Source organism: Streptomyces anandii JCM 4720, from assembly GCF_014650655.1.
GTDB classification, from domain to species: domain Bacteria; phylum Actinomycetota; class Actinomycetes; order Streptomycetales; family Streptomycetaceae; genus Streptomyces; species Streptomyces anandii.
Window position 1 is genome coordinate 83,843 of sequence record NZ_BMVJ01000015.1, and the last position, 11,690, is coordinate 95,532.

The window sequence follows — 11,690 nt, forward strand, 5'->3', positions numbered from 1 at the left end:
AACGAGTCCGCCGCGCTCAACGACCACTCCTTCGGCTCGGCCGCGGAGTCGCAGGCCGTCCAGAGCATCACCGTCACGCAGTAGCGGCGGCGGCGCCGGCCCGAGGCGGCGCCACGACGCAACGACGACGCCACGGGGGCGGACCGCGCGGGGGGTACGGCGCGGTCCGCCCCCGCCAGGCGAACCCGGGCCCCGGACACCGGCCGGGCCGGGGCCCGGGTTCGCCGGGGGAGCGGGGAGGACGGGGGAGTACGTGGGGGGAGACCACATATGACGGTGCTCGGAGACGGGGCGCCGACGCTGCACGACACGGGCCCGGTTCCCGGGCCGGGCGGCTGGCCGGTGACGTACGAGCAGGTGGCGACGGGCACCCTGCCGATCGTCGAAGCACAGCCGGCGCCGCTCGTCCCGCGGCTGAGTGCGGGACTGCGGCTGCACGGCGAGTACCAGGGGTCGGGCTTCACCGACCCCAAGTACATCGCCCGCCGTGGGGACGGGCAGGTCGTGCAGCTGTCGAGGCTGCTGTATCTCGTCGCGTCGTCGATCGACGGCGAGCGCGACGCCGAGACCATCGCCCACCGTGTCAGCGCGCGGTTCGGGCGGGAGGTCAGCGGCGAGAACATCCGCTTCCTGGTCGAGAAGAAGCTCGAACCGCTCGGCGTGACGGTCCCCGACGGGCAGGAGAGCGAGGAGGTCGACGCCCCGCGCTCCGACCTCCTGCTCGCCCTCAAGGGCCACCGGGTGATCTTCAACGAGCGCCGCACGGCGAAGATCGCCCGGATGTTCGCCTGGCTGCACCGGCCGGCCGTGGTCGCCCTGGTGCTGGCCTCGGCGGTCGTCATGGACGTCTGGCTGTTCGGCTTCTTCGGGGCGATCGAGCCTGTGCTGGAGGTGCTCGACCAGCCCGTCCTCATCCTCCTCGTCTTCGTCCTCACCGTGGCCTCGCTCGTCTTCCACGAGTTCGGCCACGCCTCCGCCTGCAGATACGGCGGCGCCCACCCCGGGTGCATCGGCTGCGGGCTCTTCCTCATCTGGCCCTCGATGTACACCGACGTCACCGACGTCTACCGGATCGGGCGCGGCGGCCGGCTGCGCACCGACCTGGGCGGGGTGTACTTCAACGTCGTCTTCATGCTGGCCATGGCCGGGGCGTACTTCGCCACCGGGGCGCAGTTCTTCCTGGCCGCGGTCTACCTCGGGCACTTCGAGATCCTGGAGCAGCTGATGCCGGCCGTCCGGCTGGACGGCTACTACATCCTCGGCGACCTGGCCGGGGTGCCCGATCTCTACGGCAAGATCAAACCGATCCTGCTGGGGCTGGTGCCGGGCCGCAGGGGCCGGGCCGCCCGCAAGGAGGTCGCCGGACTGAAGAAGTCGGCGCGCACCATCGTCGCCACCTGGGTGCTGACCATGGTGCCGCTGCTGGTCGGCGAGCTCGGCTACGCGCTGTGGAACCTGCCCCGGATCATCGCCACGATGACCCGGTCGCTGACCGAGCAGGTCGTCGGCACCGGCTCGGCGTTCGTGGACGGCCAGATCGTCGAGGGCCTGGTCGGTCTCATCGGCTGCGTCATGCTGCTGTGCCCGATGGCGGGTGTCGTCTATCTGTCCGTGAAGCTGGGCGGGCGGCTCTTCAGGGCCGCCAAGCGGGCCACGGCGGGGCGGCCGGCGCTGCGGGTGGTGGTGTGCGCGCTGGCGCTGGCCGGCCTTACGGGCCTGAGCTACGCGTGGGTGTCGGGGCTGACGCCCCAGCCGCTGCCCAAGAAGCCGCCGATCGCGCCGATCCTGCAGCCCGGGGTCTCCACGCAGGAGCCGCAGCCGCGGCACGCCGCCACGCCGGGCGGACCGTCCCCGGGCGACTCCGCGGACGGAGCGTCCGCCTCACCCTCGGGCACGGCGGGGACCACCGGCACGGCGGGACCGGGCGACGGGCCCTCGGCCAGGGCGTCCGGCAGCGCGTCGGCCTCCCCGGGGGCGTCGGCGGGAGCGTCGGGCAGGCCCAGCGCCTCCCAGAAGCCGGCCCCCACGAGCAAGGGCCCGGCGGGAGAGCAGGGGCAGCCTTCCCAGCCGCCCACCGAGCCGGTGAAGGACCCCACGCCCACCGCGACGGAGCCCGCGTCGCCCACCCCCACGGAAACCGCATCGCCCACCCCGCCCCCCAGCAGCTCACCGAGCACCGTGGCCTCTCCCTGAGAGGCCGGGCGGGGGCAGTCCGGCTCCAGCACGGCGCGGGTTCGCTGGGGCGGTCCCGTTCGGGGGCGGTCTACGTACATCTATCGCTGGAGATTTCCATGAACACTCACCGAAAACCACGCTCAGCCAGCAGTCCCCTCACCCAGCGGGCCGTCCGGCTCGGCCTGTTCGCGGCCGGGGTCGCCGGGGTGGCCACCGCCGTGCCGGCCCAGGCGGCCACCGCCGCGCCGCACGCGGCGATCGCCTCGGACCACGTGTTCTCGCACGCCGACCGCGCCCACCACACCCAGGCCAGGGACTCCTTCACCGTCCGCCAGTTCGGCACGGTGAACGCCGCCGCGGTGCGCAACCAGGCCAACGCGGTCTCGGCCGGCTGCTCGGCCGACGACGACTGCCGTTCGGTGGCGCTGTCCTTCCAGATCGTGACGTTCGCCGGCGAGCGCACCCACCTGAACGCGGTCAACCTGAGCGACGCCGCGAACAAGAGCTGCACGGGCTGTCAGACCCTCGCCGGGGCCTACCAGTTCGTCGTCTCCACGCCCACCCCGTTCGTCTTCGACCGGGGCACCCAGCGGCAGCTCGCCGACATCCACCGCCGGCTGGACGAGCTGAGCCGGTCCTCGCTGCCCGCCGCCGAGCTGAGGTCACGGGTCGACGGGCTGGCCGGCGAGGTCACCGACGTACTGCACGACGCGGTCGCGAAGGCCCCCAAGGGCGACGCGCGGCCCGACGTGACCATGCACCGCCACCTGGACGGCTGGCCGGGCCACTGACCGTGCCGTAGCCGTCCCCCCTGGCCGGCCGCCGGGTCCGCGACCTGATCGCGCGGGCCCGGCGGCCGGCCGCTGCGCGGGGGAGGGAGGCGCGGGGCGCACCATTGACATCGCCGGTGAGGTGAAGAAATCTTCGCTGGACGAACAGAGGCGGGCTCGCGCCGTCCGGCGCCCACCGAGAGGAACGTACTGCGCGCGGCCGGGGCCGGGGAGCGGATGGACCGTGAGGGGCTGCGGCGACCTGTCTGCGCCGCGTCCGGCAGGCCGAGCGGTTCAGCTACGACATGACGACGATGCTGCACCGGGCCCCGGACGCCACGTCCTTCGACGACGGTCTGCAACTGGCCGGGCTCGACCGGATCGCCTCCTCGCGGGCCGCCGGGACCGACCTCGCCGAGGGATACACGGGCTTCCCGATCGGCTGACGCCCGTCCGGGTGGCGCGCGGTGATCTCCGGCCGGTTCCGGACGTGTCGCAGGTTGGTCATGAATGGCACCGGCCGTCGCAGGGAATCACCTGGCCGCGTAGCGTGTTCCGCACCAGGAAGAGGGAAAGATCCTCCGCAGGTACTAGGGTCGATCCTTTGCCTTTCCATTACTCTTGAGCCAAGGCCGCGACGTGCGGCCATGGAGGAGTGAGATGAGGAGCAGAAACCCGGTCTTCTCGCGACGGGGGTTCAGCCGCGACAACGGCTACGCGGGCTTCAACACCGCGCCGCAGGCCGGGGGTCCCGCTGTCGGCACGCAGGGCAATCCGTACGCGCAGGGCAACCCGTACGCCCAGCCGAGCGGCAATCCCTACGCGCAGAACCCTTACGCCCAGCAGGACCTGCAGTACGGCGCGCCGCCCCAGGCCCCGGCCACCACCGGCCGGATGACCATGGACGACGTCGTCCTGCGCACCGCCACCACGCTCGGCACGCTGATCGTCACCGCCGCGCTCGCCTGGGCGCTGCTGCCGGTCGACGACGCCCACATCAGCCGGTCCTACGGCATCGGCGTCGGCGCCGCGCTGATCGGCATGGTGCTGGCCTTCGTGCAGTCCTTCAAGCGCAAGGCCTCGCCCGCGCTGATCGTGACCTACGCGGCGTTCGAGGGCGTGTTCCTCGGCGTCGTCTCCAGCGTCGTCGACAACCGCATCGCGAGCGGCGCGGCCATGCAGGCGGTGATCGGCACCATGGCGGTCTTCGCCGCGGTACTGATCGCGTACAAGGCCGGCTGGATCCGCGTCAACCGCCGCTTCTACGGCTTCGTGATGGCGGCCGCGCTCGGCTTCGTCCTGCTGATGGCGGTGAACCTGCTGTTCGCCGTGTTCGGCGGCGGTGACGGCCTCGGCTTCCGCAGCGGCGGCCTCGGCATCTTCTTCGGCGTCATCGGCATCATCCTCGGCGCCTGCTTCCTCGCCCTGGACTTCAAGCAGGTCGAGGACGGCATCGCCTACGGCGCCCCGCGCGAGGAGGCCTGGCTCGCCGCCTTCGGCCTCACGCTGACGCTGGTGTGGATCTACATGGAGTTCCTGCGCATCATCGCGATCCTCAACCAGAACGACTAGCGCGACCGCGTATCGGCCCTCACCGGCCATGCGCAAGGGCCCCGGGTTCCTCCCGGGGCCCTTCGTCGTCCCGGCGTTGCTCCACGCCCGGAGCCTGCTGCCTAGAGCAGTTTGCGCGCGGCCCTCCTCAGGTCGTACTCGTGGATGATCGCCTTCGCGTGGCCGTAGGCAAGGTTGTGCTCGTGGCGGAGCCAGCTGAGCCGCTCCTCGAAACAGAGGGCGGGGCCTTCTTCGACGGTGCGCAGCCAGTCGGCGACTTCACGACCGGTGCAGTGGGGGATGCGGGCGAGCAGATTGCGATGGGTCTCTTCGGAGAAGACTTGGGACATCGGCGCCTCCGGACGCGTTCGATGAAGCCGGTCCTTCACGTCACCGTGCCTGAGGGTTCGCGTATTGGCAACAGTCCTGCCGCGACGCGTACGCTCGCCGCGTGGCTGACACGACATCTCTGACCCGGGCCGTGGATCACTTCGCCGACCGCCTCAGGGCGGCGCCGCAGAGCCGGCTGCAGCGGGCGGCCGCGGCGGAGGCGCTGGCGCTGGCCAGGGAGTTCGCCCGGCGGGCCCAGCTGCTGGAGACGCCCGGGGCCGAGCCCCGCGAGATGCCGGACGCGGGGATGTTCGCCGCCGCGGACCAGATCACCGTCGCCGGGCACGACCTCGCGCTCGTACTGAAGAGCGAGGAGGAGGTGGAGGAGGCGGTACGGCTGGTGGAGGAGGCGCAGAAGCGGGCGGGGGTGTGAGGCCCCCGGAACCTGCGGCTCTGCGCAGGGCTTCCGGCCTCGCGGCGGCCCGTGCCCGCTACAGCGAGGCGATGACGCGGTCCGCCAGGATGTAGATGTTCTCCTCGCCGCAGGCGAAGGTGAGGGCGTAGGCGCCGGAGACTCCGGAGCCGCCGAGCAGCACCGGGGCCTCGCCGGCGCGCAGCGCTGCGGCCAGGCGCTCCGCGGTCTCGCGGTGGCCCGGGGTCATGCACAGGGTCGTGCCGTCGGCGAAGACGTAGACGTCGAGGGTGCCGAGCGGGCCCGGGCGGACGTCGGCCAGTTCCACTCGGGAGTCGGCCAGTTCCTCCAGCGTGGCGACGGTGCGCTCGTGGTCGCCCACGACCGGGGACGGGTGCGGGGTGAAGTCCGGGTGGGAGGGGTGGCGGCGACGCGCCGCGGCCAGCTCCGGGGACTCGCCGGCGGAGCCGCTCTGCGTGTGGTCCTTGGCGGAGAACTCGTCCGCCTCCGAGCCGGTCTCGGTCACCGGCTCCAGGTGGTCCAGGCCCGCGAAGTCGGCCTGGCGGGGCAGGAACAGCTCGCTGTCGGGCAGCCCCAGCAGGGAGGGCGCGTCGGCGGAGTCGCGGGCCTCCTGGGCGGCCCAGAACGCGCGCGCCTCGGCCAGCTCCCGCTCCCGCTCCTCGGCCAGCGCCTGGACCACGGCCGCGCGTATCTGCTCGGCGTCGGCGTGGCTGCGGGCGGCCGGCAGCAGGGCGCGTGCGGTCGCGGCGTGGTTCTCCGCGAGCTGGGCGTGCAGGGCCGCGACCTGGCGGCGCAGCACCCACAGGGTGCGCAGCACGGCGACGCCCACGGCGCCGGTGGCGGCCGTGGTGAGCAGCAGGGCGATGGGCATGGCGCTCACTGACGTACTCCCGGGTTCAAGGTCGACCCCCGACTTCCTACATCAGCTTGAAGGGCGGACTATCCAGCTGTCAGTGCGTAACGTCACGAAACGGTCAGGAAAGTTGCCCTTGTGCTTCCTGGTGAAACAGTGCTGACCTGCGGAAACCCCCTCGCGGGCGAGGTAGGTCACATCATGGGGGAGATTGGATCACAAAACGGCCCGGAACCCATGGGTTTCCTGGATTCCGGGCCATTCGGTCACGCTGGGTGCTAAGGCGGACACTGACGGTCTTTCAAGTGGCCGCCGTGACGCGGGTTATCAGCCGTGAGGCGGGTGCCCGCTGAGGCGTGGGTTGTCAACTGAGGCGTTCGATGACCATCGCCATGCCCTGGCCGCCGCCGACGCACATCGTCTCCAGGCCGAACTGCTTGTCGTGGAACTGCAGCGAGTTGATCAGCGTGCCGGTGATCCGGGCGCCGGTCATGCCGAAGGGGTGGCCCACGGCGATGGCGCCGCCGTTGACGTTCAGCTTCTCCAGCGGGATGCCCAGGTCGCGGTAGGAGGGGATCACCTGGGCGGCGAACGCCTCGTTGATCTCGACCAGGTCGATGTCGTCGATGGTCAGGCCGGCGCGGCGCAGCGCCTGCTGGGAGGCCTCGACCGGGCCGAGGCCCATGATCTCCGGGGACAGGCCGGAGACGCCCGTGGACACGATGCGGGCGAGCGGGGTCAGGCCGAGCTCGCGGGCCTTGGTGTCGGACATGACGACGACCGCGGCGGCGCCGTCGTTGAGCGGGCAGCAGTTGCCGGCGGTGACCATGCCGTCGGGGCGGAAGACCGGCTTCAGGCCCGCCACGCCCTCCATGGTCACACCCGCGCGCGGACCGTCGTCCTTGCTGACGACCGTGCCGTCCGGCAGGGTCACCGGGGTGATCTCGCGCTCCCAGAAGCCGTTCTTGATGGCCTCCTCGGCGAGGTTCTGCGAGCGGACGCCGAACTCGTCCATGTCCTCGCGGGTGACGCCCTTCCAGCGGGCGAGGTTCTCGGCGGTCTGGCCCATCGCGATGTAGGCGTCGGGGACCAGGCCGTCCTCGCGCGGGTCGTGCCAGGTCGTGCCCTCCTGCTGGGCGACGGCGGCGGTACGGGCCTCGGCCTCGGCGAACAGCGGGTTGTGCGTGTCCGGCAGGCTGTCGGAGTTGCCCTTGGTGAAGCGGGAGACCATCTCGACGCCGGCCGAGATGAACACGTCGCCCTCGCCGGCCTTGATGGCGTGCAGGGCCATGCGGGAGGTCTGCAGCGAGGAGGAGCAGTAGCGGGTGACCGTACAGCCCGGCAGGTGGTCCATGCCCATCTGCACGGCGACGATCCGGCCGAGGTTGTTGCCCTGCTCGCCGCCGGGCAGGCCGCAGCCGAGCATCAGGTCGTCGATGTCCCTCGGGTCGAGTTCGGGGACCTTGGCGAGGGCCGCCTGGATGATCGTGGCGGTGAGGTCGTCCGGGCGGAGGTCCTTCAGGGAGCCCTTGAAGGCGCGGCCGATCGGGGAGCGGGCGGTCGAGACGATGACGGCTTCGGGCATCACGGCTCCAGTGGCGTACGGGTGTGGGTGTGGTGTGGCGGGCTGATTGGAAGTTACCCGTACGTATGGCGTCGGTCACGGGAATCGCGGTGTGATCCTGGCCGCAACTTTCTAAGCGCTTGCTTGGGTCGCGCCGACGGGCTGGTCCGCGCCGGACGGGCTGGTCTCAGCCGGCCTGGGGTTCGTGGTGCGGCGGGGCCGACGCGGGTTCCGGCTCCGGGAGGCGGCGCCGGCGGCGGCGCTTCAGGAGGGCCCATGGGCCGCGGGGGCCCGTGGGGATGGCGGCGGTGACCTCGGTGCCCGCCTCGGAGGCGGCCTCGGCGGCCGCGCGGGCCACGGGCAGGAAGCCCTCGCGGCGCGAGACGTCCGGGCGCTCCTCCTCATCCGGCCACAGGCCCAGCGCCGCGCAGACGGTGGGCAGTACGGCCATCGCGGCCGTGGCGTAGCCCTCGGCGGAGGGGTGGTAGTTGTCCGGGCCGAACAGCTCGCGCGGGTTCGCCGCGAACTCCGGGCCCAGCAGGTCGCCCAGCGACACGGTGCGGCCCCCCTGCTCCACCGCCCCGATCGTCTGCGCGGCCGCCAGCTGCCGCGAGGCCCGCCGGGCCAGCCACCGCAGCGGCTGCTGAACCGGCTCGATGGTGCCGAGGTCGGGACAGGTGCCGACGACCACCTCGGCGCCCGCGGTGCGCAGCCGCCGTACCGCCGCCGACAGATGGCGCACCGAGCGGGTCGGCGGCATCCGGTGGGTGACGTCGTTGGCGCCGACCATGATCACGCAGATGTCGGGGGCCTGGGCCGGATCGGCAAGGACCAGCGCCACCTGGCGGTCCAGGTCGTCGGACTGGGCGCCGGGCAGCGCCACGTTGCGCAGCCGCACCGGGCGCTCGGCCACCGCCGCGAGCCCCGAGGCCAGCAGCGCGCCCGGGGTCTGCCCGGCCCGGTGGACGCCCTGTCCGGCGGCGGTGGAGTCGCCGAGCATGGTCAGGTGCAGCGGGGGTTCGCCGGGGGTCTCGTAGACGTGGCCGTACAGCCCGTTGGCGAGTGGTACGTGGTTGTCGCTGCCGTTGCCCACATGGCGCTTGGCCATCTGCACCTCGGCCAGGAGCAGGCCCGCGGCGGCGGCGCCGGCCAGGCCGAGACCGCCGCCCCCGTACGCGGCGCCGGCCGCGATCCGCCGGGCCACCCTCGCCCTCGACATGCTCGTCATGCCCGCAGCCACCTCCTCGTAGCCGTACATCCACTCCTTGCCCCGTACCGACCGTCGTCCAATCTCGACGGGGAGTGAACGGCCGCCCCGGGCAGGGCCCTGGCCTTAGGCTGGCGGAACCACTACGACCACATCTTTTGCAGCGACCGGAGACAACGGTGCAATTCCACGACTCGATGATCAGCCTCGTCGGCAACACCCCGCTGGTGAAGCTCAACAACGTCAGCAGGGGCATCAAGGCGACCGTCCTGGCCAAGGTCGAGTACTTCAACCCCGGCGGCTCCGTGAAGGACCGCATCGCCCTGCGCATGATCGAGGCGGCCGAGCAGAGCGGCGAACTCAAGCCGGGTGGCACGATCGTCGAGCCGACCAGCGGCAACACCGGCGTCGGCCTCGCCATCGTGGCCCAGCAGAAGGGCTACAAGTGCATCTTCGTCTGCCCGGACAAGGTGTCCACGGACAAGATCAACGTGCTGCGCGCCTACGGGGCGGAGGTCGTGGTGTGCCCGACGGCCGTGGCGCCCGAGCACCCGGACTCCTACTACAACGTCTCCGACCGGCTGGTGCGCGAGACGCCGGGCGCGTGGAAGCCCGACCAGTACTCCAACCCCAACAACCCGCTCTCGCACTATCACTCCACCGGCCCCGAGCTGTGGGAGCAGACCGAGGGCAGGATCACCCACTTCGTGGCGGGCGTGGGCACCGGCGGCACGATCTCCGGCACCGGCCGCTACCTGAAGGACGTCAGCGACGGCCGGGTGCAGGTCGTCGGCGCCGACCCCGAGGGGTCGGTGTACTCCGGCGGCTCCGGACGCCCGTACCTCGTCGAGGGCGTCGGTGAGGACTTCTGGCCGACCGCCTACGACCGCACGGTGGCCGACGAGATCGTCGCCGTCTCCGACAAGGACTCCTTCCAGATGACCCGCCGGCTGGCCAAGGAGGAGGGCCTGCTGGTCGGCGGCTCCTGCGGCATGGCCGTGGTCGCGGCCCTGCGGGTCGCCGAGCGGCTCGGCGAGGACGACGTGGTGGTCGTACTGCTGCCGGACAGCGGGCGCGGCTATCTGTCGAAGATCTTCAACGACGAGTGGATGGCGGACTACGGCTTCCTCGAGGACGAGGGTCCGAGCGCCCGCGTCGGCGACGTGCTCAGCGACAAGGAGGGCGGCTCCATCCCGTCCCTCGTCCACATGCACCCGGACGAGACCGTCGGCCAGGCCATCGAGGTGCTGCGCGAGTACGGCGTCTCGCAGATGCCGATCGTGAAGCCGGGCGCCGGTCACCCGGACGTCATGGCGGCCGAGGTCGTCGGCTCCGTGGTCGAACGCGAGCTGCTGGACGCGCTGTTCACCAAGCGGGCCTCGCTGGAGGACCCGCTGGAGAAGCACATGTCCGCCCCGCTGCCGCAGGTCGGCTCCGGCGAGCCGGTCGCCGACCTGATGTCGGTGCTCGGCGCGGCGGACGCGGCGATCGTGCTGGTGGAGGGCAAGCCGACCGGTGTGGTCAGCCGACAGGACCTGCTGTCCTTCCTGGCCAAGGGCGGCAAGCCGTAGTAGCGGCCGGTGGTCGGCGGGGCCGTCGATCCCGTGGCTTCGCGGAAGTGGTACGAGCGCGTCACGTTCGCGCAGCACCCGCTTAACACGCGCCCGGCAGATTGGCGGTACGGCGCCATGAACCTCCGGAGCGGCTCCCGGACCCCCATGGACGCCACGGACGCGTGAGCCCGGCCCTGACCCGGCCCGCGTCCCTCGCGGGGACCGCCGTCGTCCCGCCCCCCGGTCACGGGGGTGCGGCGGTCCCCGCGCACAGGCCGCCCGGCCCGCCCGGTGCGCCGGGTCCGGTCAGTCCTCCCAGTCGTCGCCGTCCTTGCCGGAGCGGCGCCCCCGGCCGCTGAACAGGCCGGGGTTGGTGCGGGCGGCCTGGACGGCGTTCACGCCGACGATGCCGACCCAGGCGGCGATCAGACCGGGCAGGTGGGCGATGCCGCCGCCGATCGCCGACAGCGGTACGGCCAGCACCAGCGAGACGATGCCGAAGCCGAAGCGCTCGCCCCAGGAGTCGGTGGCCTTGGGCGTGCGGGAGTCGCGGGCCGCCGTCATCTGCTGCTCGGCGAACTGCCGGCGCACCCGGCGCTCCACGGCGCCGTCGATGCGCTGGTCGACCTTCTCCAGGAACGAGTCGACCAGCGCGGACTCGTACTCCTCGCCCAGTTCCCTGCGGGCCTGCAGGGTGGCGTCGAGTTCCTTCTTCAGGTCGGTGTCCCGCGCGTCCATACCGGTCATGCGGACCAGGCTAGGGAGCGGTGGCGGTGGCCGCACTGGGGTTAGCCCCCCAGTCGGGCGGGGGTGGAGCGTAAGGCCGGCCGCCGTCGGCGGGCGGCCGGGGCTGCGGTCCGGCACAGCGCGCCGACGGCGGTGGCCGTCGGACGGGCCCGGGGGTGATGGGCCCTGACGCCTCCTCAGGGGTCTGCGAGGTGCGTCCGTTCACGATTAGCACAGGGATTGTCACGTTCGGTGGTTGTTTGGCGACACTTGGTGCATACCTTGTCGATCCCTTGCCCGGGCTGCATGGGGTCATGCAGAGTTCTAGTTGTCTGAATAGAAACAGGTCGGGGAGTACTCTCCCGGGTCGTCGACGACTTCTGGAGGGGGAGCACGACATGAGCGTGACGGACAGCCCTGCCGCACGGCTGCAGGCGCTCTTCGAGGGGCACCGGCTCACGCCGACCCAGCGGCGCATCGCGCACAGCATGGTGCGGCGCGCCGCCGACGTGCCGTTCCTGTCCAGCG

At 72.0% G+C, this 11,690-nt stretch carries 10 protein-coding genes and 2 pseudogenes; 7 read left to right on the forward strand and 5 right to left on the reverse strand.

Annotated elements, in window-relative coordinates; all coding sequences use genetic code 11:
- Positions 1–270: 270 nt before the first annotated feature.
- The 4 genes and pseudogenes from IE249_RS24870 to IE249_RS24885 all read left to right on the forward strand — a co-directional run bounded on the left by IE249_RS24870 (position 271) and on the right by IE249_RS24885 (position 4,517).
- Complete coding sequence (locus tag IE249_RS24870) at positions 271–2,193, forward strand: zinc metalloprotease (protein WP_189708074.1); 1,923 nt, start codon at positions 271–273, stop codon at positions 2,191–2,193.
- Between the two features lie 98 nt (positions 2,194–2,291).
- Positions 2,292–2,966 (forward strand): hypothetical protein, encoded by a 675-nt coding sequence (locus tag IE249_RS24875; RefSeq protein WP_189708076.1) that lies wholly within the window; start codon positions 2,292–2,294, stop codon positions 2,964–2,966.
- 233 nt (positions 2,967–3,199) lie between these two features.
- Positions 3,200–3,391: pseudogene (locus IE249_RS24880) on the forward strand (4-hydroxybenzoate 3-monooxygenase); the annotation flags it as partial.
- A 214-nt stretch (positions 3,392–3,605) separates the two neighbouring features.
- A complete protein-coding gene (locus IE249_RS24885) occupies positions 3,606–4,517 on the forward strand; it encodes a Bax inhibitor-1/YccA family protein (protein WP_189708077.1) in 912 nt (303 codons plus the stop codon).
- 101 nt (positions 4,518–4,618) lie between these two features.
- Here IE249_RS24885 and IE249_RS24890 read toward each other — a convergent pair whose 3' ends face one another.
- A complete protein-coding gene (locus IE249_RS24890; RefSeq protein WP_189708080.1) occupies positions 4,619–4,846 on the reverse strand; it encodes a DUF4287 domain-containing protein in 228 nt (75 codons plus the stop codon).
- A 101-nt stretch (positions 4,847–4,947) separates the two neighbouring features.
- Between IE249_RS24890 and IE249_RS24895 the strand changes: the two genes are divergently transcribed.
- The gene (locus IE249_RS24895; RefSeq protein WP_189708082.1) at positions 4,948–5,259 is read left to right on the forward strand and encodes a hypothetical protein; all 312 of its coding nucleotides are present in this window, start codon (positions 4,948–4,950) and stop codon (positions 5,257–5,259) included.
- 58 nt (positions 5,260–5,317) lie between these two features.
- Here the strand turns inward: IE249_RS24895 and IE249_RS24900 are convergent, their stop codons facing one another.
- From IE249_RS24900 to IE249_RS24910, 3 genes are all read right to left on the reverse strand, one after another.
- Positions 5,318–6,130, reverse strand: a complete 813-nt coding sequence (locus tag IE249_RS24900; protein ID WP_189708195.1) for a hypothetical protein — start codon at positions 6,128–6,130, stop codon at positions 5,318–5,320.
- A 346-nt stretch (positions 6,131–6,476) separates the two neighbouring features.
- A complete protein-coding gene (locus IE249_RS24905; protein WP_189708084.1) occupies positions 6,477–7,697 on the reverse strand; it encodes an acetyl-CoA C-acetyltransferase in 1,221 nt (406 codons plus the stop codon).
- Positions 7,698–7,863: 166 nt separating this feature from the next.
- Positions 7,864–8,904, reverse strand: a complete 1,041-nt coding sequence (locus IE249_RS24910; RefSeq protein WP_189708086.1) for an SGNH/GDSL hydrolase family protein — start codon at positions 8,902–8,904, stop codon at positions 7,864–7,866.
- 158 nt (positions 8,905–9,062) lie between these two features.
- Between IE249_RS24910 and IE249_RS24915 the strand changes: the two genes are divergently transcribed.
- Positions 9,063–10,454 (forward strand): cystathionine beta-synthase, encoded by a 1,392-nt coding sequence (locus IE249_RS24915; RefSeq protein ID WP_189708088.1) that lies wholly within the window; start codon positions 9,063–9,065, stop codon positions 10,452–10,454.
- A 288-nt stretch (positions 10,455–10,742) separates the two neighbouring features.
- Here the strand turns inward: IE249_RS24915 and IE249_RS24920 are convergent, their stop codons facing one another.
- Positions 10,743–11,174: a hypothetical protein gene (locus IE249_RS24920; RefSeq protein ID WP_189708197.1), complete on the reverse strand. Its 432-nt coding sequence runs from the start codon at positions 11,172–11,174 to the stop codon at positions 10,743–10,745.
- Between the two features lie 386 nt (positions 11,175–11,560).
- On the opposite strand from IE249_RS24920, the pseudogene IE249_RS38430 reads away from it, so the two are divergent.
- Positions 11,561–11,690 (forward strand): annotated as a pseudogene (locus IE249_RS38430) (MurR/RpiR family transcriptional regulator); the annotation flags it as partial.

Bases quoted from the DNA above. Each gene is read 5' to 3' on its own strand.
- IE249_RS24890 (WP_189708080.1), bottom strand. From the start codon at position 4,846: ATGTCCCAAGTCTTCTCCGAAGAGACCCATCGCAATCTGCTCGCCCGC.
- IE249_RS24920 (WP_189708197.1), bottom strand. From the start codon at position 11,174: ATGGACGCGCGGGACACCGACCTGAAGAAGGAACTCGACGCCACCCTG.
- IE249_RS24875 (WP_189708076.1), top strand. From the start codon at position 2,292: ATGAACACTCACCGAAAACCACGCTCAGCCAGCAGTCCCCTCACCCAG.
- IE249_RS24870 (WP_189708074.1), top strand. From the start codon at position 271: ATGACGGTGCTCGGAGACGGGGCGCCGACGCTGCACGACACGGGCCCG.
- IE249_RS24910 (WP_189708086.1), bottom strand. From the start codon at position 8,904: ATGACGAGCATGTCGAGGGCGAGGGTGGCCCGGCGGATCGCGGCCGGC.
- IE249_RS24900 (WP_189708195.1), bottom strand. From the start codon at position 6,130: ATGCCCATCGCCCTGCTGCTCACCACGGCCGCCACCGGCGCCGTGGGC.
- IE249_RS24905 (WP_189708084.1), bottom strand. From the start codon at position 7,697: ATGCCCGAAGCCGTCATCGTCTCGACCGCCCGCTCCCCGATCGGCCGC.
- IE249_RS24885 (WP_189708077.1), top strand. From the start codon at position 3,606: ATGAGGAGCAGAAACCCGGTCTTCTCGCGACGGGGGTTCAGCCGCGAC.